Source organism: Methylobacterium sp. (assembly GCF_019745455.1).
GTDB lineage: Bacteria > Pseudomonadota > Alphaproteobacteria > Rhizobiales > Beijerinckiaceae > Methylobacterium.
On record NZ_JAIETD010000087.1, the window covers coordinates 1 to 20,935 of the forward strand.

The 20,935-nt window shown below is 68.3% G+C and carries 23 protein-coding genes; 11 read left to right on the top strand and 12 right to left on the bottom strand.

Translation table 11 applies throughout. The features are described 5' to 3' along the window. Positions 1-237: DinB family protein (locus K2Y56_RS17505; RefSeq protein ID WP_292510317.1), on the bottom strand; the 237-nt coding region annotated here is incomplete at its 3' end. A gap of 27 nt (positions 238-264) precedes the next feature. Here K2Y56_RS17505 and senB point away from each other — a divergent pair. The 3 genes from senB (at position 265) to K2Y56_RS17520 (ending at position 3,281) form a co-directional block, all read left to right on the top strand. Beyond that, a complete protein-coding gene (gene senB, locus K2Y56_RS17510; RefSeq protein ID WP_292510320.1) occupies positions 265-1,299 on the top strand; it encodes a selenoneine biosynthesis selenosugar synthase SenB in 1,035 nt (344 codons plus the stop codon). A 228-nt stretch (positions 1,300-1,527) separates the two neighbouring features. Beyond that, on the top strand, positions 1,528-2,049 hold the full coding sequence (locus K2Y56_RS17515; protein ID WP_063987491.1) for a DUF1993 family protein: 522 nt from the start codon (positions 1,528-1,530) through the stop codon (positions 2,047-2,049). Between the two features lie 149 nt (positions 2,050-2,198). Beyond that, positions 2,199-3,281 carry a molybdopterin-dependent oxidoreductase gene (locus K2Y56_RS17520; protein ID WP_292510326.1) on the top strand — a complete coding sequence of 361 codons (1,083 nt, stop codon included), beginning with the start codon at positions 2,199-2,201 and terminating at the stop codon, positions 3,279-3,281. Between the two features lie 136 nt (positions 3,282-3,417). Here the strand turns inward: K2Y56_RS17520 and K2Y56_RS17525 are convergent, their stop codons facing one another. The 11 genes from K2Y56_RS17525 to K2Y56_RS17575 all read right to left on the bottom strand — a co-directional run bounded on the left by K2Y56_RS17525 (position 3,418) and on the right by K2Y56_RS17575 (position 12,259). Further along, on the bottom strand, positions 3,418-4,092 hold the full coding sequence (locus tag K2Y56_RS17525) for a glutathione S-transferase N-terminal domain-containing protein (RefSeq protein ID WP_292510329.1): 675 nt from the start codon (positions 4,090-4,092) through the stop codon (positions 3,418-3,420). A gap of 118 nt (positions 4,093-4,210) precedes the next feature. Next, positions 4,211-4,981, bottom strand: coding sequence for a molybdopterin-dependent oxidoreductase (locus tag K2Y56_RS17530; RefSeq protein ID WP_056452947.1), 771 nt, complete (start codon positions 4,979-4,981; stop codon positions 4,211-4,213). Next, positions 4,978-5,622, bottom strand: a complete 645-nt coding sequence (locus tag K2Y56_RS17535) for a cytochrome b/b6 domain-containing protein (protein WP_292510334.1) — start codon at positions 5,620-5,622, stop codon at positions 4,978-4,980. Before K2Y56_RS17535 ends, K2Y56_RS17530 begins: the two co-directional genes overlap by 4 nt. 84 nt (positions 5,623-5,706) lie before the next feature. Further along, on the bottom strand, positions 5,707-6,453 hold the full coding sequence (msrA, locus tag K2Y56_RS17540) for a peptide-methionine (S)-S-oxide reductase MsrA (protein ID WP_292510338.1): 747 nt from the start codon (positions 6,451-6,453) through the stop codon (positions 5,707-5,709). A 39-nt stretch (positions 6,454-6,492) separates the two neighbouring features. Further along, entirely contained in the window at positions 6,493-6,987 is a 495-nt protein-coding gene (gene msrB / locus K2Y56_RS17545) for a peptide-methionine (R)-S-oxide reductase MsrB (RefSeq protein ID WP_292510340.1), read from the bottom strand. Between the two features lie 44 nt (positions 6,988-7,031). Then, positions 7,032-7,760: an NrsF family protein gene (locus tag K2Y56_RS17550; RefSeq protein ID WP_292510343.1), complete on the bottom strand. Its 729-nt coding sequence runs from the start codon at positions 7,758-7,760 to the stop codon at positions 7,032-7,034. Then, entirely contained in the window at positions 7,753-8,343 is a 591-nt protein-coding gene (locus K2Y56_RS17555; protein ID WP_292510346.1) for a sigma-70 family RNA polymerase sigma factor, read from the bottom strand. The genes K2Y56_RS17550 and K2Y56_RS17555 overlap by 8 nt, the downstream gene beginning before the upstream one ends. A 103-nt stretch (positions 8,344-8,446) precedes the next feature. Further along, positions 8,447-8,719, bottom strand: a complete 273-nt coding sequence (locus K2Y56_RS17560; RefSeq protein ID WP_292510349.1) for a pentapeptide MXKDX repeat protein — start codon at positions 8,717-8,719, stop codon at positions 8,447-8,449. Between the two features lie 82 nt (positions 8,720-8,801). Beyond that, positions 8,802-10,895 carry a thioredoxin family protein gene (locus K2Y56_RS17565; protein ID WP_292510352.1) on the bottom strand — a complete coding sequence of 698 codons (2,094 nt, stop codon included), beginning with the start codon at positions 10,893-10,895 and terminating at the stop codon, positions 8,802-8,804. A 2-nt stretch (positions 10,896-10,897) separates the two neighbouring features. After that, positions 10,898-11,536, bottom strand: a complete 639-nt coding sequence (locus K2Y56_RS17570; protein ID WP_292510355.1) for an NrsF family protein — start codon at positions 11,534-11,536, stop codon at positions 10,898-10,900. 27 nt (positions 11,537-11,563) lie between these two features. Continuing rightward, a complete protein-coding gene (locus K2Y56_RS17575; protein ID WP_292510358.1) occupies positions 11,564-12,259 on the bottom strand; it encodes a thioredoxin family protein in 696 nt (231 codons plus the stop codon). 355 nt (positions 12,260-12,614) lie between these two features. On the opposite strand from K2Y56_RS17575, the gene K2Y56_RS17580 reads away from it, so the two are divergent. From K2Y56_RS17580 to K2Y56_RS17615, 8 genes are all read left to right on the top strand, one after another. After that, positions 12,615-13,151, top strand: coding sequence for a fasciclin domain-containing protein (locus K2Y56_RS17580; protein ID WP_244478004.1), 537 nt, complete (start codon positions 12,615-12,617; stop codon positions 13,149-13,151). A 218-nt stretch (positions 13,152-13,369) separates the two neighbouring features. Continuing rightward, entirely contained in the window at positions 13,370-14,599 is a 1,230-nt protein-coding gene (locus K2Y56_RS17585) for a DUF3095 domain-containing protein (protein ID WP_292510360.1), read from the top strand. Beyond that, positions 14,596-16,341, top strand: coding sequence for a patatin-like phospholipase family protein (locus tag K2Y56_RS17590; RefSeq protein WP_292510363.1), 1,746 nt, complete (start codon positions 14,596-14,598; stop codon positions 16,339-16,341). The genes K2Y56_RS17585 and K2Y56_RS17590 overlap by 4 nt, the downstream gene beginning before the upstream one ends. Positions 16,342-16,457: 116 nt before the next feature. Further along, positions 16,458-17,747 (top strand): nucleotide disphospho-sugar-binding domain-containing protein, encoded by a 1,290-nt coding sequence (locus tag K2Y56_RS17595; RefSeq protein ID WP_292510365.1) that lies wholly within the window; start codon positions 16,458-16,460, stop codon positions 17,745-17,747. Next, positions 17,744-17,944: a hypothetical protein gene (locus K2Y56_RS17600; protein ID WP_156652610.1), complete on the top strand. Its 201-nt coding sequence runs from the start codon at positions 17,744-17,746 to the stop codon at positions 17,942-17,944. Before K2Y56_RS17595 ends, K2Y56_RS17600 begins: the two co-directional genes overlap by 4 nt. Before the next feature lie 61 nt (positions 17,945-18,005). Continuing rightward, a complete protein-coding gene (locus K2Y56_RS17605; RefSeq protein ID WP_056453122.1) occupies positions 18,006-18,212 on the top strand; it encodes a ferredoxin in 207 nt (68 codons plus the stop codon). Further along, a complete protein-coding gene (locus K2Y56_RS17610; protein ID WP_292510373.1) occupies positions 18,209-19,528 on the top strand; it encodes an FAD-dependent oxidoreductase in 1,320 nt (439 codons plus the stop codon). Before K2Y56_RS17605 ends, K2Y56_RS17610 begins: the two co-directional genes overlap by 4 nt. Further along, positions 19,521-20,789, top strand: coding sequence for a cytochrome P450 (locus K2Y56_RS17615; protein WP_292510376.1), 1,269 nt, complete (start codon positions 19,521-19,523; stop codon positions 20,787-20,789). Before K2Y56_RS17610 ends, K2Y56_RS17615 begins: the two co-directional genes overlap by 8 nt. Positions 20,790-20,935: the final 146 nt, after the last annotated feature.

Below are 20,935 nucleotides of genomic sequence, written 5' to 3' on the forward strand. Positions count from 1 at the left end.
GGAATCGTAGAGCGCATCGGCTTCCGCGTTCAGCGGTGGATGTCCGTCGAGGCCGCGCAGGATGAACTGTTCGTGAAACCAGGCGAGATGCCCGATTTCCCACAGGAGGGGGTTCACGATATCGAGCCGCGGCCCCATGAGACGGTCACGGTCGAGACCCGCCACGAGTTCAAGCGTTCTCGACCGGGCATCCTCCAGCATCGCCACGAGACCGGCGGCCGTAACTTGTGCGCTCATCAAACGTCCCGGAATCCTGTCGAATCCATGAAGATCAGCCTCATCACGCCGGCGGCGAAGACATCCCGTGCCGGCAACCGGACGACGGCGATGCGCTGGGCGCGCATCCTCGGCGATCTCGGACACCAAGTCGACGTGGCGACGACGTACGAGGCCGACCCAGACGTCGACCTGATGGTGGCGCTGCATGCCTGGCGCAGCGCCGCGTCCATCGCGCGCTTTAAGGCGCGCCATCCCGATCGGCCGGTGATTGTCGCGCTGACGGGAACAGACATCTACCACTACCTCGACGCGGACCCCGAGCTGACCCTACGCTCCCTCGATCTAGCCGACCGCCTAATTGGCCTGCACGACCTCGTTCCTACCGCCCTGCCCGAGCGATACCGCCACAAGGTCGACATTGTGCTCCAGTCCGCAGTGGCGCACCGAGAGCGCTGGCCTGCCTCAGACCAGGCTTTCGAGGTCCTCGTCGTCGGACACCTGCGCGCTGAGAAGGACCCGTTCTGCGCCGCCCGGGCGGCCCGGCGCCTTCCCGCCCGGTCTCGCATCCGCATCGTCCATCTCGGAGGCGCGCACGATGCGGCCTGGGCGAGCCGGGCGGAGGCCGAGATGGCGGACAATCCGCGCTACGCCTGGCTTGGCGACCGACCCGGCTCCCTGACTCGGCGCTGGTTGACCCGCGGCCGGCTCATGGTCCTGAGCTCGCTGCAGGAGGGCGGCGCCAACGTGATCTCCGAGGCCGTAGTGTCCAGCCTGCCGGTGATCGCCTCCGACATATCCGGAACCCGCGGCCTGCTCGGGCCGGACTATCCGGGCTATTTCCCCACTGGCGACGACGCGGCCCTGGCCGCAATGCTGCTGCGCGCCGAGGAGGAACCTGCGTTTCTTCAAGTTTTGCTTGAACACGGCGGAATGCGTGCGCACCTGTTCTCCCCGGCGCGGGAGCGAGAATCGCTTCTCCAAATCTTCGCGCGGTACACGGAGGCGCACAACGGGAACGACACCTCACCGGAGATTCCAAAGCCAAAACGGATACTCACTGATCACGGCGGATTGCGCTGACCGCTCAACTCAGTATGCGCTCTTTCGTCTGGGGTCGAAGTCCATCTCTCAGGCATAGCATCGAAGAACAGACATGCTGCTCGCGACCCATGCCAGACGCCCAGACCATCCACGTCGCGTCCCAGAAGCGGTCGTTCGTCGGGCGTCCGGCACATTCGCTCGACGCACACTTCCACGGTGTGCGCCATCTCACTGCGTCTTCGATGGCAGGTGCCTTAGCCAGCCAGGATGAGCATCAGCATCCACGACGTCAGCGTCCCGGTATTCGTCAACGCGCTTCGCAACATGAGCGCGTGGCTCGACAAGGCGGCATCGGAAAAGCCGGAAGCCGAGTTGTTCGTCCAGCGGCTGGCACCCGACATGAAGCCACTGCCTGCTCAGTATCAAATGGCGTCCGACAGCGCGAAGAACGCGGTGGCACGGCTCGCCGGGATCGAAGCGCCCTCGATGCCAGACGTCGAGGCCACCTTCGCCGAACTCAAGGAGCGCTGTGCCAGGACGATCGCCTTTGTCGAGGGCATCGATCCGGCCGTGTTGGCCTCAGGTGCGGAGCGCGCGGTGGAGTTGAAGTTCCCGAACGGCATGGGATACCGCTTCAACGGGCAGGCCTATCTCACCGGCTTCGCGCTTCCGAACTTCTTCTTCCATGTGACCACAGCCTACGGGATCCTCCGCAGCGCTGGAGTGAGCCTCGGCAAACCGGATTTTCTCCAGCATCTCGGGCCGCCGAACATCCATTCCGCGAAGTAGTCGTCCAAGCTCCCCAGGCCCAAATCCGATCTTCGGGATCGGTTGAACGTGCGCATGACGAATATGCCTCGGCTGCCTTCAGGTCGTCGAGTGAGCCTTGGCGCCACCGGCGCGTTCACTCCCGTGTCCTCACCCGAACGGGAGTCCCGATGTCGAGCCTATCCGAGCGAAAGGCTCGCCTGATCCTCCATGGCGATCAGCCCTACAATGCCGAACCGCCTCTTGGCCGACTGCGGGCCTCCTACCGGACCCCGGCGGAGGACTTCTATGTCCGCTCGCACGGCGATCAACCGGACCTCGACCCGGAAACCTGGCGCCTGACCGTCGAGGGCGGAGCCGGTGTCACGCTGGAGCTGTCGCTGCGCGACCTCCGTACCCGCTTCCCCGAAGCCACTGTCACGGCGACGATGCAATGTGCCGGCAATCGGCGCGCCGACATGCGAGCGGTTGCCCCGGTATCCGGCGACCCATGGGATGCCGGTGCCATCGGGACGGCCGAATGGACCGGGGTCCGCCTCGGCGACCTCCTGCGCGAGGCGGGTGTCGCGGATGGCGCGGATCTCCATGTGGCCTTCGAGAGCCACGACATGGTGGACGGGCACCCGTACGGAGCCTCGATCCGACTGGGCAAGGCCATGGCGCCCGAGACCTTGCTCGCCTACGCCATGAACGGCGAGGCCTTGCTCCCTGAGCACGGCTTCCCGGTCCGCGCGGTCGTGCCGGGATATGCCGGCGTGCGCAGCCCCAAATGGCTCCGGCGAATCGCTGTGCAGGACCACCCGTCCGACAACTCGATCCAGGCCGACGATTACAAGCTGTACCCGCCCGACGCGACCGCGGAGACGGCGGACCCGACCAAGGGACACACCATCGACACGATGCCGCTCAACGCCGCGATCTGCGAGCCGGAACGCGGAGCCGCACTCACGGCCGGACGCAACAGGGTTCGCGGTTACGCGGTGAGCGGCGACAAGGCCATCGTCCGCGTCGATGTCTCCGGGAACGGAGGCCGATCCTGGCTGCAGGCAGATCTGGAGCACGAGCCGGATGCGCCGTTCGCCTGGACGTTCTGGAGCGTGGAACTCGACCTGCCCTCAGGCGAGCACGAACTTGCTGTCCGCGCCTGGGACGCGGCCAGCCAGACGCAGCCGGCGCTGCCGGACGACACATGGAACCACAAAGGCTACCTCTGCACCTGCTGGCACCGGGTGCGGGTGCGTGTGACCGGCTAGACCATTGGCCGCTTGATCACCGTTTCAAATGGTCGAAGCGGCTCGTCAGCGGGCAGGACCTATATCCCCGCTTTGATGCCTCCGCCGGATGGGGCGATGCCCCTGCAACGGCGGCGTTCGAGGGCAAAGACGATCGTCAGGACTTGAGGTGCCGAAACATGTTGGCGCGCGCCTCGTCGTCCATCTCGGGCTTGAAGGGGAAGCGGTCCTTGAGGCCGGCAGCACGCGCGGCGGCCGGGCGGGCAGCAATCTCATCGTGGTGGCGCTTGAGGTGGGGCAGCTCCGCCCAGGCCGCCTCGCCGAGGACGAAGGGGATCATGCGGGCCCATCCCCAGGCGCTCATATCCGCGATGGTGTAGCCGTCGCCCACGAGGTAGCGGCGCTGTGCGAGGTGTGCATTCAGGATATCGTAGTGACGGCGCGCCTCGAAGCTGTAGCGCGCCTGGGCATAGGGCACCTGTTCCGGGGCGAAGTGCCGGAAATGGACCGCTTGGCCGGAGAAAGGCCCGACGCCCGTCGCGACGAACATCAGCCAGGACAGGAGTTGAGCCCGGTCGCCACCCGAGGGCGGCAGGAATCGTCCGGTCTTCTCGGCGAGGTAGAGCAGGATGGCATTACTGTCGAAGATCACGTCCGCGTCGTCGACCAGGACCGGCACCTTGCCGTTCGGATTGAGGTCCAGGAAATCAGGCGCGAACTGGTCACCCTTGCGGGTGTCGATCGGGATGGCTTCATAGGGCAGCCCGAGCTCCTCCAGCAGCAGCGCGACCTTCGTCGGGTTCGGAGAGCCGTTGAAGAAGAACTTCAGCATTTCAAAACCTCATGCCGTTCCGGGAGCCGGTGGCCGCCAAACCGCTCGGCAGCACCCGTTTAGCGGCGGTCCACATGACATTGATCGGCGGATATCGGGCGATTCACGTTCAGACTCACTACAGGCCGGAAAACCAGTTGTAGCCCTGATCTTCCCAGTATCCACCCGGGTAATCGTTCGTCACCGTGATGGCCATGATGTGCTTGGGGTTCTTGAACCCGAGTTTCGTCGGAATGCGCAGCTTGACCGGAAAGCCGTATTTCGGCGGCAGGGGTGCGCCGGCGTAGTCCAGGGCCAGGATCGTCTGGGGGTGAAGCGCGCTCGGCATGTCGATGCTCGTCCAATAGTCGTCCCCGCAGGCGAAGCGGACGTAGCGTGCGGTCGTGTCGGCCCCGATCCGTTCGAGGAAGGTTCGGAACGGGACCCCCGACCATTGCCCGATGGCGCTCCAGCCCTCGACGCAGACGTGGCGCGTGATCTGGGCTTCCTGCGGCAGGGTCCTCAGGCGGTCGAGCGTCCACGGCGCCTTGTCGGAAACGAGACCGGCGAGTTCGAGCTTCCAGGTCGACCCGTCGATCACCCGGATCTTGCTCGCCGGATAATAGGCATTGAAGGGGAAGTCCGGGGTGATCTCCGAGACAGTGAAGGTCGGGGCCAGGCGTGTGCCCCCGAAGAGGGCACCCTGGACGCGATCGTTCAGCCGCGAGATCCCACCGAGGATGCTCTCCACCTGCGGGTTGTCGGAGATGTCGCAACCGCCAAGCGCGAGGCTCCCCGCCGTGACGAGGCCGCCGCGCAGGAACAGGCGTCGGTCGGCGCGGACGAGGGGCGTCTGGGGGACCGTGAGATCCGGACGCGGACGGCGGAGAAGGCGATCGAGGGGCGTCATGGCTTCACCACGCGGTTGCGGCCGAGGTGGATCTCCCGGCCGATGATCATCGTCGGCAGGGTCCTGGGAACCAGGAGCACCAGGGCGAGATGCACTGCCACGAAGCCGGCGATGCCGGCCATGGCGAGAAAATGGACGATCCGGGCCGTATCGTAGCCGCCCATCAGGGCTGTCAGGGGCGCGAACTGGACCGGCTTCCAGATCGCGAGACCGGAAAGCACGATGACGATTCCGATGAGCAGCACCGCGACGTAGAGGAGGCGCTGAACGGCGTTGTAGACGCCCAGATCGTGGGGGAGCCGGAACCTCAGGGCCGCGACGAAATCATGCCCGATCTCGCGCGGCCTCAGGGGCGTGAGACGCCGGCGCAGGTGGCCCGAGGCCAGACCATAGGTCAGGTAGACAAGGCCGTTGGCGACGAGGAGCCACATTCCCGCGAAGTGCCATTGCAGGGCCCCACCGAGCCAGCCACCCAGGGTGATGGTCTTCGGGAACGCCCAATCGCCGAAGATCGGCGAGGCGTTGTAGATGCGCCATCCGCTGGTGATCATGATCAGCATCGCCAAGGCGTTCACCCAGTGGGTGATCCGAACGACGAGGGGGTGGATCGGGCGCTCGGCCCGCGGCGAAGGGGGATGCATCGGGGCCGTCCTGAAGGGTTGCTGGCTTGCGGGGCGCTTGCAGGGCCCTTGCGGGGCATCTGGGTTCCGAAGAGCAGGATCGCGTCAGGCGGGGTCGTGTCCGACGAGGGCCGGAGCCGGCGCGGTGAATTCGGGAAAGAGGCGTTTCAGGTCGCGTACCTTCGCGGCATCGTTGGCGACGATGTACGGATGGGTCGGGTGCAGTGCCATGAAGTCCTGGTGGTACGCCTCGGCCGGATAGAATGCGGCGCCCGGTTCGATCCGGGTGGCGACCGGCGCACCGTAGGCCCCGGCGGCATCGAGTTGCGCGATGTAGGCGCGGGCCACGGCGCCCTGCTCGGCATTCGCCGGGAACAGGGCCGAGCGATATTGCGGGCCCTGATCCGGTCCCTGCCGATCGACCTGCGTCGGATCGAGGGCGACGGAGAAGAAGACCCGGAGCAGGGTGTCGTAGGAGACCACGCGGGAATCGTAGGTCACCCGGACCGCCTCGGCGTGCCGCGTACGCCCGCTGGAGACGGCCCGGTAGTTTGCGCTCGCTCCGTCTCCGCCGGCATAGCCCGAAACCGCCCGGGTGACGCCGCGGACGTTCTGGAACACCCCCTGCACACCCCAGAAGCATCCACCGGCGAACACCGCGCTCTGAAGCCTGCCGGGTTCCCGCGCCGGTTCCGCGGCGGCCGGCAGGCGCCGGCTCGCTTCCTCGGCGCCGGCCCGTTCGATCGTCATGGAGAGACCGAGGCCGAACAGGGCCAGGACACCGCCGACGAAAGCCCCCTTCAGGCGCGAGCGATACGGGGGAACGGTCGCGGGCTTAAGGGTCTGGGACATGGGGGTGGTCCTTTGCGGGACGGAAAAAGGCGCGATCGGTCAGGCGGGCTCGAAGCGCATCGCTACGCCGTTCATGCAGTAGCGAAGTCCCGTGGGGGCGGGTCCGTCGGCGAAGACGTGGCCGAGATGCCCGCCGCAGCGGCGGCAATGCACCTCCGTCCGGCTCATCCCCAGGCTGGAATCCGTCGTCGTGCCCACGGCCTCCGCGAGGGGGGCGGTGAAGCTCGGCCAGCCGGTCCCGCTATCGAACTTCGCGCCGGAGGCAAAGAGTGGATGGTCGCAAGCGGCGCAGACGAAACGACCGGCGCGCTTCTCGGCGTCGAGGGGGCTCGAACCGGCGCGTTCGGTGCCGTGCTGGCGCAGAACCGCGTAGGCGGAGGTCCCAAGCTGCGCCCGCCAAGCGGCCTCGCTCTTCGCGACGGCGAAGGTTTCGGCCGCTGCGGGGCCGCCGACCAGGGACCCTCCGGCGGCGCGAAGGAATGTCAGGATGCCGAGTGCCGAGACGCCGGAGGTGAGGATCTGTCTGCGGTCCATGGTGCCGAGTTCCTTGATACCGGGCTCCTGTCCGGAGGCTCTGGTCAGTCATTCGCCTTGCGGATCGAGCCGGTTACAGGCCGGCCTCGCGGTCCGGCATTTCTGTCGAGGAGGCGGCCACCGAAAAGACCGTTCAGGCCGACGACGATGAGGACGGCGACGAGGTGGACCAGCAGGTCCGTCGCGGTGGCGTCGTGCGGATGGAACGGCACCAGCAAGGCCGCCGCCGCCGCGGCTGCGGCGAGTCCCCCGAGGGCCGCCGTGAGATTGGGGCGGAGCGGGCAGGCCCGCCGCAGCATCAGCACCAGCAGGACGGACAGCGGCAACGAGACTCCCATCAGGAACACGAAGCAGCCCCGCATCTCCTCCGGCTCGGCGAGGTTCGCGGCCGGCGCGAGCCAACCACGAAGGCAGCCGAGGCCACTGGCGCCGAGCCAGAGGACGAGAGGCGGGAGCGGCAGCCATGACCAGGCCGCGCTTCGGCCGGGCACGCTGCTCTGGAAGGCCGCCAGCGCAGCCGCGATGGCCGTAAGGATCGCGCCGAGGGCCGCCCAGTGCAGGTCCGGCACGGCGAGGCGCGCCCGCAATCCCGAGACGTCGGACATCGGCACGAGGAGGAGGCCCACCGTGAGCACCGCGCCGGACCAGATGAGGGTCCGGCGTCCTGGGCTCGGGAGCCGGCGGACCGGCGTGAGCGATTGAGCCAGATCCTCGACGAGGTCGTGGGTGGACGGGACTTGAGTGGATCGGTCATGGGTGGCCGGATCAGACATCCGTGCCCTCCTTACGGGATGAGAGAGAGACGCGGAGGGCCTTCAGACCGCGATGGAAGTTGACCTTGAGCGCACCCTTGGTCCGCCCTGTGAGCGTCGATGTCTCGTCGAGGGACAATTCGCATAGGGCGATGTGCTCGATCGCCTCCCGCTGTCCTTCGGGGAGATGCGCGACGGCCGCAGCGAGGATCGCTGCGCGCTCGCGACGCTCCAGGTCGTCACCCGGCATGGGACCGGCGTCGGCACGCGCCTCATAGGCGAGCGGCTCATGCACTTCCTTCGGACGACGCCCCTTGCGGCGCAACGCGTCGACCGCCCGCCGCTGTGTAATGGCGCGCAACCACGGCAGGAACGGGCGGGCCGGATCGTAGGTCGCCCGTGCCTGATGGAGAGTAAGCAGGGTGTCCTGCACAACGTCGTCGAGAGCTGCGCCCTGAACCCCCTTGGCCCGTGCCATCGCGGAGATCACCGGCACGCAATCGCGCAGGAGCGCCCGGTAAGCGGCGGCATCGCCGACCTGCGCCGCCTGCATCGCGGCGGGCAGGGACGCCTCGCCGGACAATGCCGCTGATTGAACAGGCATGGGAGCAGGGATTCCGGACGCTGCGGGGAGAGCCGGCGAGAAACCCGGCATGAGGAACGGGCGGCCCGGAAGGCCGACCCGCACCGTCCGCATGAGGCCGAACTTACTTCTTCATGGAGTCCTTGGCCATGCTGTCCTTCGCCATCGAGTCCTTGGCCATGCTGTCCTTCGCCATCGAGTCCTTGGCCATGCTGTCCTTGGCCATGGAATCCTTGCTCATCCCGTCCTTCTTCATGCCGTCCTTGGCCATGGAGTCTTTCGCCATGCTGTCCTTGGCCATGCTATCCTTGGCCATGGAATCGACGGCATAAGCCGGGGCCCCGGAGACGACGGTGGCGAGGACGAGAGCAGCGGCGACGCGGAAGAGAGTGCTCATGTGAGGTTATCCTTCTGGGATGTACCGAACATCTTGGCGGTACTGGACTGTGTTTCAGCGGGGCGCCGACGACGGTTACAGGTCAGGGCGAAAATTCCGTCGTTGTCTTGTTTGCGTTCTCGCGCTCCGCCCGCACGATGGCAGCTCGCATCGTTGCCGGTGTCAGCAATTCCGGCAGGGCTTCTCCGCGCGGTAGACCGGGCCCGTAGACGGCCACGAGCGGAATCCCGAAACGTCCGAAGTGGCGCAGGAAAGCGAGGATGGCCGGGTCGGCCTGGGTCCAGTCCGCCCGCATCGCGACCGTGTCGGGCGCCGACAGGCGCGCACGGTTCTCTGCGCGATCGAGGGTGGTGACATCGTTGAGCCGGCAGGTCAGGCACCAGGACGCCGTCACGTCCACGATGACGACCTTGCCCTCCGCCACCAGGGCCGGGATCGCCTCGGGGGCGAAGGCGCGCCAGGGGCCACCCTCCATCCGAGCCACCGGGGAGGGTCCGAAGCCGGACGGCCACACCGTGACGGGGACGAGCGCGAGGACGAGGCCCGCCGTGACCAGGCTTCGGCGACGATCGGGAACGCGCGGCGGTCGGCTCAGGGCGAGCCAGCCGAGGAGAAGGATCAGGATACCCGCCAACCCCATAGCCCGAGGAATGCCGGCCAATTCGGCGAAGACCGTCATGAGCCACGCGGCCGTTCCGAGGAGAAGCAGGCCGAACCCGCTCCGAAGCCGGATCATCCAAAAGCCCGGTCGCGGCAGCAGGCGCGTCCAACCCGGTTTCAGCGCGAGGAGCGCGAAGGGGAGCGCCATTCCGAGGCCGAGCGTCGTGAAGACCAGCAGGATGTCGACATGTCCCCGGGTCAGCGCGAAGCCCACCGCGCTTCCGACGAACGGGGCCGAGCAGGGCGTGGCCAGCAGGGTGGCGAAGGCGCCAGTGAGGAAGGCCTCCGACAGGCGGCCGGACCCGCGCAGCGATCCAAGCGCGGCGACCGGACGGGGTAGCCCGATGGTGACCCAATCGAACAGGCTCGCGGCGAACAGCACCGTGAGCAGGGCCATGCCGGCGAGAAACCACGGCGCCTGGAACTGGATGCCCCAGCCGATACTGGCGCCCGAGGCCTTCAGGACGATCAGAACCAGGGCGATGGCGAGAAAGGACGCGACGATGCCCGCCGCCGTGGCGAGGAGTTCTGCCCGGGCGCCTCGCTGATCCGCTTTGGCTGCCCGCGTCAACGCGAAGACCTTCAGGGACAGGACCGGCAGGACGCAAGGCATCGCATTGAGGACGAGGCCTCCGATCAGGGCCGTCGCCAAGATGGCGAGCCACCCACCCCAGCCGATGCCATCCATGGGCGAAACCGTGAATTCGGCGCTGCGCAGGCCATCGACCAGGGTGACGCGGAGATCGGTATCCGCGACGTCCGGCGACAGATTCAGGGTGAGCCGGGCCGTGTGCCCACCGTCGGATAGGGCAACCGCCGGAGGGGTGGTCACGGCCCTCTTCGGACCCTCGACGAACACGTCCGGCGCCATGAAGGCGCTGCCTTCGCTGGTCACCCGCAGGACCAGGCGCCGATCGTCCGGCGGTGCCTCGCGGGCCTGCCCGACGACGGCGAAACCCGCAGCCTCCGGGGGGCCAGGGATGCGCGCGTGCGCGGCATCGATCAGTCCCGCCTCCGCCGAGGGCCGATCCGTTCCCGCTGGTAGCGCGAGGTCGAGGGTCGCACGATAGGGCACGCAGACCTCGCCGCAGACCGCGTGCACGAGGCGCAGGTGAAGGTGTGCGGCCCCGTCGCCGCGCCGTGCGAACCGGAGGGGCAGGACGGTCCCAGATTCGTACACGAACGTCTGGAGGTCGCCGACGGTGAGGCGTCGCGGTGCGGGCCAGGCGATGGAGTCGAGCACGACCCCTTCCGATCCGCTCCCGTCGAAGGTCGGGGCGAGGCCGGCATCGCCCGGGCTACGCCATGCCCCGTGCCAGCCGTCACCGAACCGAAATTCGAGACCCGCTTCGACAGGCGATCCAGGGTTCGCGGCGTCCGTGGCCGTCACGAGCCGCACCGCCGCCCTATCGTCGCCGATCCACGCGGTGGACGCCGCGCGCACCGGGAAAGCTCCGAGAAGGAAGAGGGCGAGGCACGCGAGCAGCCTTCGCCGAACGGGGTCGCGTAGGACCATCTTCAGGCGCTCGCGCGGAGCAGGCGCCGGCCGAAACCGGCACCGGCCCCCGAGAGCAGCGCCACCGCGAGCGCGTGCAGGGCGAGATCGTTCAGTGCCATGGCGAAGGGGTGGAACAGGCCGAGGATCGACGCTGCGGCGGAGGCTGCCGCGAGACCCGCGAGGCCGCCGCTCAGAGATGGATGGAGGGCGTAGCCGCCTTTCAGGATCGCGGCGAGGAGCAGCGCGAAGGGAACGCCGAGCCCCAGGATAAAACCAACGCAGGCGCAGGCTTCCGACAGGGAGATTGGTGCTCCGTGCTCTGCGCCTGAGACACTCGTCCCGATCCAGAGCGCGAGGCTCGGCGCGGGCAAAAGGGCCCAGCGCGGATCACGGTCGGGCAGTGTCGCGAGGATCGCGGCGGCCGCCGCCGTGACGGCGGTGGCGATCGATCCGATGGCCGCCAGAACGAGGTCCGGGTCTGCGGCGTGGCGCGAAAGCGCGCCCCGCAGGTCAGCGACCGCCGCGAGGCCGGCGCCCGGGAAGGCGACGACGAGGAGCCAGCCGAGCACGCGCCGGAGCGGTGAGCCCAGAGGCCGTACCGGGACGAGCCCTCCGGCCAGCTTGTCGATCAAGCGCGTATGCGGCGAGCCGGCGGGCATTGGCGCCTCGTCCCGAAAGGCCATCGCTTAAGCGCCCGGCACAAGGCGTGCGGCTCCGAGGATGCGGCCGTCCGATTGCTGGACGATCACGGCAGCATCCTGCCCGGCCGGCAGCGCCTCGCTGAACTCCAGTGGCTCGCCCGACCAAGTGCCGAGGGTGCGCAGCGAGCGCACGACGTTGGCCTGCACGAGGGTGCGTCCGCTGTTCTCGCCCCGTGCCACGGGGGTGCGTAGGGACCGGTCGAAGCCGACGAGGAACACCTTGGCGCTACCCTTACCGGCCCCAACCGTCACGGCAATGCGGCCGTTCCGGCGCACGATCGCGATCTTGGTTTCGGCGTCCATCTCGGCCCGGGCTGCCGCGACCGCCGAGGTAGCCTCCGTGCGGCGCGAACCCACAACGCTCCTGCGTCCGTCGATCACGAGCTGCGGCGTGAAATTTCCCTCGCCGAGAAGCGCCGCATAGGTCGCCTGCCTCTCGGTCGCGCCCGCGAAGGACGCGGTGTCCTTCCAGCCGAGATCGTCCCAGTAAGTGACGTGGAATCCCAGCGCCAAGAGGTCGTCGCGGCCAGCGAGCTCGCCGAGCAGCGCTTCCGCCGGCGGGCAAGACGAGCACCCTTGCGACGTAAAAAGTTCAACCACCACTGGCCGGGCCAGCGCAGGGCCGGACACGAGTAGGACCGGTCCCAGCGCGAGGAGAAGAGGAATAAGGCGGGACGACATGGCGTGCTCCGGGACGATGCGGGATACAAGTCATTCGTCGGAGGCGAGGCGTGGTTACAGGCCTTCTATGACGAGGGAAATCGTAGACCCATCGTCCGTCCACTTCCCCAAGTCACGCTTTGTGTCTCATCGCTCCTCGGCCGCGACGAGCCTCGCTCACGGCAGGGACATCACTTCGAAGAACAAGAAACTTTCCCTCTTCAAGGCGGCCAGGATGAAATCATTCTCCCCAGCAAGGCTTGCCTGAAACTTCTCCGTACCTCCGGCCGTAACGATCGACGACCCCGCATGACGGGGCCGACAATCGGAGTTACGCATGACACGCATGTTCAAGGTCGCAAGCCTCACCGTCGCCATGGCACTCACCGGCGCCGGCGCATTCGGCACGGCGGCCCAGGCGGCGGAAGAGAAGACGGTGATGGTCGGCGGCGCGCCGATGTACCCGTCGAAGACCATCGTCGAGAACGCGGTCAACTCGAAGGACCACACCACCCTCGTCGCCGCGGTCAAGGCCGCCGGTCTCGTCGAGACGCTCTCGGGCAAGGGTCCGTTCACGGTGTTCGCGCCCACGAACGCCGCCTTCGCCAAGCTGCCGGCCGGCACGGTCGATACGCTGGTGAAGCCCGAGAACAAGGCAACGCTCACCAAGATTCTGACCTACCACGTCGTGGCCGGCACCATGACGGCGACCGATCTCCAGAAGGCGATCAAGGCCGGCGGTGGCAAGGCCATGCTGAAGACGGTCGAGGGCGGCAGCCTCACCGCCGAGGAGAAGGCCGGCAAGATCGAACTCGTCGATGGCAAGGGCGGCATGTCCACCGTCACGATCGCCGACGTGATGCAGTCGAACGGCGTCATCCACGTGGTCGATACCGTCCTGATGCCGAAGTAAATTTCGCCTTTCACCGCCTATCGAAGCTGTCCGGATCTCGTCCGGGCAGCTTTTTTGTGTCGATCGCTTGAATTTCAGTAATGCGGAACAAGGTGCTCCGACCGAAAGATTCATGGTGGCCGCGTAACCGAGTCGGGTAACGTGGCGAAACCCAATGGCGGCCGCTCGCCAAAAATCTTGCCCCGCGGAAGATGTCGAAGGCGAAAGGATGCTCGGCGATGCCTGCGCGCCACGCCCTAACGGACGTCGAAGCCGGGCCGGGCTCGCCTACATGTCCGCAGACGGGTCAGGCCGAGGCGAGCGTGTCAGTTCCTTTTCGCTACGCCGACGTGCCACGTTTCACACGATTTTCCGACGTCCTCGACGAAACCCGTTACGTCCCGGTGCCGGACACATGGTGGATCGCCCTGTGCGACGTGGTGATGTCGACCCGGGCCATTGAGGATGGGCGCTATCGATCGGTCAACATCGCCGGCGCCGCCCTGATCACGGCCGTGAAGAACGCCCTTCCAGGCGCCGACTTGCCGTTCGTCTTCGGCGGTGACGGTGCGACCCTTCTCGTCCCACCCGAACATCGCGACACGGTCGAGGCGGTGCTGGCCGAGACGGTGATGTGGGTGCGCGAGGCCCTCGGGCTCGATCTGCGGGCCGCGCTGATCCCGGTCGCGGCGGTGCGCGAGGCTGGCCGGGACCTGCGTGTCGCGCGCTACGCGGCCTCCGCCCATGTCGACTACGCGATGTTCTCGGGCGGCGGCCTCGCCTACGCGGACGCCGCGATGAAGCGCGGGCTCCACGCGATCCCGGCGGCTCCGGCCGGTGCGAAGCCTGATCTCACCGGCCTGTCCTGCCGGTTCGAGGCCGTGCCCGCGCGGGATGGGCTGGTCCTGTCCCTGATCGTCGTGCCCGGAGAGGGCGCGGATCGAGAAGCCGTCCTTGCCACCCTCGGCGCCATCCTGGCCGAGGTCGATGCGAGCCCTGGCATGGGGCGCCCTCTGCCGGAATCGGGACCACCGATGCGACCGCCCTGGTCGGGCCTTGCCGCAGATTCGCGGGCGGAAGGGACGCTGGTGGGCTCGAGGGTCTTACGCGTGGCGGCGATGTTCCTGACGCGCGGTGCCGCCTTCGCGCTGTTCAGTCTCGGCCTGCCGTTCGGACGCTTCTCGCCGCGTCGTTATCGACGGCGGCTCGCCGCCAATGCCGATTTCCGGAAATACGACGACGGGCTCCGCCTCACCGTGGCCTGTCCCGTCGCCACGGCGGATCGGATCGAGACCCGCCTCGCCCTCGCGCAAAAGGCGGGGTTGGTGCGCTACGGCGTCCACCGACAGGATGCCGCCGTCGTGACCTGTGTCAGCCCCTCGGTCCTGCACGACGACCACGTCCATTTCGTCGATGGTGCCGATGGCGGTTACGCGCGGGCGGCCGCCATGCTCAAGCGACGGCCATGACGGGACCGGAGATTCCGTTCCTTGGCGGATTGGACGTCGAGGCCGTTGCCGCGGTGCGCGCGCGCATGGTCCCGGTCTCGGTGGCCGGAGGCAGCACGCTGTTCGCGCAGGGCGAGGCCGGGGATGCTCTCTACACCTTGGTCTCCGGTGCCATCGGGATTTCCGCCGATGCCACCATGGGCTCGCCGCGCCGGATCGCTCGCCTGCGTCCGCCCGAAAGTTTCGGCGAGATGGCGCTGCTATCGCCGGCCCCTCGATCGGCGACGGCCACGGCCCTTCGCGATTCGTGTCTGCTGCGGCTGACGCGGGCGGATTTCGAGGAGGTGGTCGAATACCATCCCCGGATGCTGCTCTATTTCGCCCGGCTGCTCGCCGAGCGCATGCGCGCGACGCAGATGGGCGAGGCGGTCCGCCACGCATCGCGCAGCGTCGCCGTGCTCGCCGTCACCGAGGGGCTCGATGCGGCCGCCTTCGGGCAGGCCCTGGCCAGCGCCTTTGACGACACCATGACCGGGACCACGGGATGCCTCACCTGCTGGCCGGATGGGGCCGACGAGGCATGGTTCCACGACTACGAAAACCGTCACGCTCGCACGATCTTCGTCGCCCATGAAGTCGGCTGTCCGTGGTGCCGCCTGTGCCTGCGCCACGCGGACCATGTCCTGCTGCTGGCCGAGCCCGGCCGGCCACCGCGACCCGGGGCCGCCGCCTGGCTCGGGAGCCTCAGATCGGACTGGATCCGGATGGATCTCGCCGTTCCGCAGACGGCAGACGCAATCCTGCCCCGTGCCCTTCACCCGGACGTCGCCGCGCTGCCCGCCGCCCTGCGCATTCCGGTGCGGGCAGGCAACGCAGACGATCTCCGCCGGCTCGCGCGTCTCGCGAGCGGCACGGCGCGTGGCCTCGTCCTCGGCGGCGGCGGCGCCCGCGGGCTCGCCCATCTCGGTGTGCTGCAGGCCCTGGACGAGGTCGGCTGCGCTCCCGACTTCGTCGGCGGCACCAGCATGGGGGCCGTCGTCGCCGCGAGCCTCGCCATGGGGTGGAGCATCGAGCGGATCCGCGCGCGGACCCTCGACTTCTTCGTTGGGCACAATCCCCTCAACGACTACACGCTGCCCCATCACGCGCTGACCCGCGGGGCGAAGGTCGATGCGGGCCTGGCCGCGTGGTTCGGCGGCGCGCGGATCGAGGAGCTCTGGCTCCCTTTCCTGTGCGTCTCCTCGAACCTGACGACGGGCTCAGCGATGGTCCATCGCTCCGGCGACCTGCCGGGGGCGTTGCGCGCCAGCATCGCGATTCCGGGCCTGCTCCCGCCGGTCTGCACCGAGGAGGGTGTGCTGGTGGACGGTGGGATGATGAACAACCTGCCGGCCGACGTGATGGCCGGCCTGGAGCGGGGGCCGGTGCTCGCCATCGATGTCGGCAGCGACCGCGCCTTCGGCGACATGCCGGCGCGCTCCTGGCGCGGCCGCATGATCCGGCGGATGCTCGGTGTCCCCGATGCCATGCCGGGCATCGTGCCCCTGCTGTTGCGGGCGGCGACGGTGTCGGGCGATGCGCAATCGATGATGGCGGTGGGCCACGCCGCCGCCCTGCTCCAGCCGCCGCTCGCCGGCATCGACCTGCGAGCGTGGTCGAGCTTCGAGGCGATCGCCGAGATCGGCTACCGGCATACACATGAGGCAATCGCACAGGGCCGGTTGCGGGGATGGACGGAGGGCGACGGCCTGAGCCAGACATGAGCGCCGCTGGGAAGAGCGGTGCGCAGGCGCACCCGACCGCGGGCTCGGCATGTAACCCTTGGGTGCGCCGCAGCGATTGCCTTGCATCGCAACCGACGCATCGAGGACGTACCGCCATGAAGGTACTGATCGCCGCCACGGCCCTGACAGGGCACATCAACCCGCTTCTCGCCGTCGGCCGGCTTCTCGCCGCACGCGGGGACAGCGTCGTCATGACCACCGCAGAGGGGTTCCGGACAAAGATCGAGGCCGCGGGCCTGCGCTTCGCGCCCATCGACGACGGCCATGCCGCGGAATACCGCGAGACCAGCCTGCCCGCGGGGCCCGAGCGATACCGGCGCGAGTTCGCGCGGCGCTTCATCGACCCGATCCCGGTTCAAGCCGAGGCTCTGAGTCGACTCATCGAGGCGGAGCGGCCTGACGTGATCGTCGCCGGAAGCCTGTTCCTCGGTGTGCTGCCGCTGCTGCTCGGATCCGGCCGACGTCCGGCCATCGTCGTCCTGAATGTCAGCTTCCTGTTCCTCGACAGGCCCGACGACGCACCGGTCGGCCTCGGCCTGCCCCCGGCCCGGAACGCGGACGAGCGGGCCCGATACGCCTTGCTGAAGGCCGGCATGGACGCCGCTTTCGTCGATCCCGTGCGTGCCTATGCGGATGCGCAACTCGCTCGGCTTGGCCTTCCGCCCCTGCCGGCATCGCTTCCGCATTCCATCGCCATTCTCCCGGACCTGTTCCTCCAGCCGACCGTCCCCGAGTTCGAGTACGATTACGGGACGCTGCCGCCCAATCTTCGCTTCACCGGCCTGCTGCCGGTTCCCCCGACACATGCGCCGCTTCCGGATTGGTGGCATGCCCGCGACGTGACCAAGCGGGTCGTCCTGGTCACCCAAGGGACCCTGGCCAACGCGGATTTCGGCGAACTGATCGAGCCGACCTTGGCGGCCCTGGCGGATCGCGACGACCTTCTCGTGGTCGCGACCACCGGCGGTCGCCCGGTCGAAGCCCTGAGCGGGCCTCTGCCCGGCAATGCCCGGGTCGCGCCGTTCCTTCCGTTCGACGCGATGTTTCCGGACATCAGCCTCCTCGTGACGAACGGAGGATACGGCAGCGTCTCGCAGGCGCTCGCGGCCGGGGTGCCCCTCGTCTCGGCGGGGCTGACCGAGGACAAGGCGGAGATCGGCGCGCGCATCGGCTGGTCGGGCGCTGGCCTCAACCTCGCGACCAATAATCCGACGGCCCGCGCACTCCGCGAGGCGATCGATACGGTGCTCGGGCAACCCCACTTCCGGGCGCGGGCCGCGTCCCTCGCGCGGGCCTTCGCGGGACTGGATTCGGGTCGGGCCGTTCTCGCCGGGATCGACGACGTAGTTCGGGGCGGGCCGATCGTCCGGGGGATCGCCGCATGACCGCGATATCGATTTCCGGCCGCCCCCGGACCGCATCGGTCCAAGATCGCCCGCACGATGCCAGGGCACGAACGCCCCGGATGATCGCGTTCGCCGCCACCCTCGTGCTCGCCGCGGCTACAGGCCTTCCCATGAGATCCGTCGCCAACCTGATGCCGCAGGCGGACGACCGCGACGATCCGTTCCTCGGCATCTGACGAGCAGCGAGGCATCGCCATGACCCATCCCACCAAGACCGCTTCGAGCAGGACGACTCCCCTGCGCGTCGTGGTCGATCTCAACCGATGCCAGGGCTACGCGCAATGCTGCTACGCGGCGCCCGGCGCCTTCGAGGTCCGGGGACACGAGATCCTGTTCTACGATCCCGCGCCACCCCGCGCCCGACGAGGCGAGATCGAGCGGGCGGTGCAGGCCTGCCCCGTCCGCGCCATCAGCCTGCAGGCCGATGACGGAGAGACGCCGTGAGTGCCGCCGCAGATGCCGGCATCGTCGTCGTCGGCGCGTCGCTGGCCGGCCTTCGCGGGGCGGAGGCCCTGCGCCGAAACGGCTATGCTGGTCGGCTCACCCTCATCGGCAACGAGCCGTACCGTCCCTATGATCGCCCCCCGCTGTCGAAACATGTCCTGTCCGGCGAATTGGCGCCGGACGCGTCGGAACTGCCACAGCTCGTGGCCCTCGATGCGGATTGGCGATTGGGCCACGCGGCGGTCGGTCTCGATCGCGTCGCGCGGACCATCCGCCTCGCGGACGGGGCGGTGCTCGCCTACGACAGGCTGCTCATCGCCACGGGCGCCCAGGCGCGCCACTGGCCGGCCGCGTCGGGCGGTGCGCTCGCCAACATCTTCACGTTGCGCGGTCGGGACGATGCCGCGCGCCTGCGCGCAGCGTTGGCCCAGGGCCCGCGTCGCGTCCTCATCGTCGGTGCCGGCCTGATCGGCTGCGAGGCGGCCTCCTGCTGCCGCGATCTCGGCCTGCCCGTCACCCTGCTCGATCCCAATCCGACGCCGCTCGCCCGATCCCTCGGCACCTGGATCGGCGGCGTGATCGCAGAATGCCTGAAGGATTCCGGCGTTGCGTTTCATCCGGGCGCACGGGTGCTCCGCTTCGAGGGCGATGCGTCGGGCCGCGTGGTTCGCGCCGATCTTGCGGACGGGCGTACCATCGAGGCCGACCTCGTCATCGTGGCGCTCGGCGCGACCCGGGCCACGGACTGGCTGCGTGATGCGGGCCTGATGGCGGATGCCGGCGGGGTGACCTGCGACGGCGCCTGCCGCGTCCTCGCCGCCGATGGCACGACCTGCCCCGACATCTACGCCGCCGGCGACGTGGCACGCTGGCCAAACTCTCTCTATGGCGGCCGGCTGGTCTCGGTGGAGCATTGGGGCAATGCCGTCGCGCAGGGCGCGCATGCCGCGCGCAACATGCTGGCGCCGGCCGAAGACCAGCACCGCTACGACCATCTCCCGGCGTTCTGGTCGAGCCAGTTCGGGATCAACATCAAGGCCGTGGGCCTGAGCGAGGGCGCGGATTCTGTCGCCATCGTACAGGGTTCGCGCGCATCGCGACGCTTCCTCGCCGTCTACGGCCGTGCCGGCCGCAGCATCGCCGCCGTGTCGTTCGACCAGGCCCGCTGGCTCCCGGCCTATGCCGAGGCGATCATGGCCGGCAGCCACCACCCACCGATCCGCGATGCCAGCGACCAGGGCCGGTTCGCCACCATGGAGCCCGGCTTCCCGCCACCGCGCGCCGCTTCCCACGCCGACGAGGCCCGTCATGTCTGAAGACACGCTGTTTTCCGAGGTGCTGGACCGGGCCAATCGCGCGGATCCCTATCCGATCTATGCGCGGCTGCGCGAGAACCCGGTCTCGCCTCAGCGCGACGGCAGCGTCGTGGTGAGCACGCATGCAGCGATCCGCAGCCTGATCTTCGATCCGCGCCTCAGCTCCGAGGATCTGCCTCCGTCCCACCGCCCCCCCACCGGCAATCCCCTGAAGGACTGGCTCCTCAATCCGATCAAGGACCGCATCGCCACCGCGCACCGCCCGCTGATCTTCCGCGATCCGCCCGATCACGACACCCTGCGCAGCGTCGTCATGCGGGAATTCACGGTGGCGCGGGTGCTGGCGCTGAAGCAGCGCGTCGTCCGCGACGTGGACGCGCTGATCGATGCCTGCCGGGGACGCGACGAAGTCTGCCTCGTGGAGGACCTGTTCTACCCACTGCCCGTCGCGGTGATCTGCGACATGCTGGGCGTACCCGAGGTGGACGAACCGCAATTCCAGCGCTGGGCGACGCAACTCGCCACCGCCCTGGAGCCCGATGCCCGCCATGACGAGGCCAGCCGCCACAAAACGGTCGCCGCTTTCGATGCGATCTCCGGCTACATGCGCGCCTTGATCCGCGAGAAGCGCCGGCGGCCGGGGCCTGACATGCTCAGTGCTCTCGCCAATCCGATCACCACCAAGCCCGGCCCCGGCGGCAAGGCCGCGATGGGCGATTTCGACCTCATCTCGACGGCGATCCTGCTGCTGGTGGCGGGCCATGAGACGACGGTGAACCTGATCACCAACGGTATGCTCACCTTGCTGCGCCACCCCCATGAACTGGACCGGCTGCGCGCCGATCCCGAGCGCGCGCCGCGCGTCATCGAGGAGCTGCTCCGCTACGAGCCGCCCGTGCACTTTAGGACCCGCAAGGCGCTGGGTACCATCGAGATCGCGGGGCACACCATCCGCAAGGGCGCGCCGGTCATCCTGCTCTTCGCCGCGGCGAATCGCGACCCCGCCCGCTTCGCCGATCCGGACCGCTTCGATCCGGATCGGGAAGACGTCCAGCATTTCGGTTTCGGCGGCGGTCTGCACTATTGTATGGGGGCGCCGCTCGCCCGTATCGAGGCCGAGATCGCCCTGGTGGCCCTCAGCCGCCGACTGATCGCGCCGCGATTACTGGCCGATCCGCCGCCCTACCGGCCAGGCGCCTCGCTACGTGGTCCCGAGAGGCTCGGCATCGGGATCAACGGAATTGCCGCTCGTTCAACATAGAAAATTCGGCCGAAACCAAATTTTTCATCGTCTGCTTCTTGAAATAATCTACCGGAAGCAGACCGTCGCAAAACCACCCAACCCGGTCGTAGACCTTTGCCTCATCATCAACCTGGGAGCGGACCTTCTTAAGGCCCGCAACGGGT